Raw genomic sequence first — 218 nt, forward strand, 5'->3', positions numbered from 1 at the left:
TATGGTAACATATTTAGCTGACTGATACTAATAGGTCGAGGGCTTGACCAATATAATCAAGTTGTAATATACATTAAAATTATATGCAATTTTGAAAGAATAGTATTTCTTTCAATAGTATTTCTTTCAAAAGAAAATCTCGTGATGATGGCATAGAGGTAACACTCCTTCCCATTCCGAACAGGAAAGTTAAGGTCTATTACGCTGATGGTACTGCA

1 rRNA gene is annotated in these 218 nt (G+C 33.0%); it reads left to right on the forward strand.

Annotated features, from left to right (window positions below):
• Window positions 1-137: 137 nt before the first annotated feature.
• Window positions 138-218: ribosomal RNA gene (rrf, locus tag ACJDTP_RS28090) — 5S ribosomal RNA — on the forward strand; the annotation flags it as partial.

It is taken from the genome of Candidatus Clostridium helianthi (assembly GCF_045310795.1).
Taxonomy (GTDB): Bacteria; Bacillota; Clostridia; order Clostridiales; family Clostridiaceae; genus Clostridium; species Clostridium helianthi.